Consider the following 512-nt stretch of genomic DNA (forward strand, 5'->3'; position numbering starts at 1 on the left):
CGTCAATCGTCTCGCCGCCGCTGCGCAGCCCCTGGAATACGATCTGATCGTACTCGCCATTCATCGAGATCGTGCCGTCGGTGCCCACGATCGAGACGATGTGGCGCTGGGCAGGATAAGCTGCAGTGGAACTGCTGACGATGCCAAGCGCGCCATTGTCGAATTTGAGGGTTGCAACCGCGAGGTCCTCTGTCTCGATCTCGTGGGCAGCGGTTTTGACATGGGCAAAAGTCGATTCGACCGGGCCAACCAAATACTGGGCAAGGTCGAGGAGGTGCGTGGTCTGCGTCATCAGGCAGCCGCCGCCCTCAAATTCCTGAGTGCCACGCCAATAGTCCCCAGCGTAGTACTCCGGCGTGCGATACTCGTTGTCGATCACATTGACGAGGATGATGCGACCAAGATCACCGCTCTCGATGCTGGCCTTGATCTTCCTTGAAGCTTCCGCATAACGCATCTGATAGATGACAAAGAGTTCGACGCCGCTCTGCTGGCACGCATCGATAATCTCT

The 512-nt window shown here is 57.4% G+C and carries 1 protein-coding gene; it reads right to left on the reverse strand.

The features are described 5' to 3' along the window. Positions 1 to 512, reverse strand: a 512-nt coding sequence (locus EN935_RS39765) for a Gfo/Idh/MocA family oxidoreductase (RefSeq protein WP_164771917.1), incomplete at both ends; no start/stop codon positions are given.

The organism is Mesorhizobium sp. M7D.F.Ca.US.004.03.1.1, from assembly GCF_003998635.1.
Classification (GTDB): domain Bacteria; phylum Pseudomonadota; class Alphaproteobacteria; order Rhizobiales; family Rhizobiaceae; genus Mesorhizobium; species Mesorhizobium loti.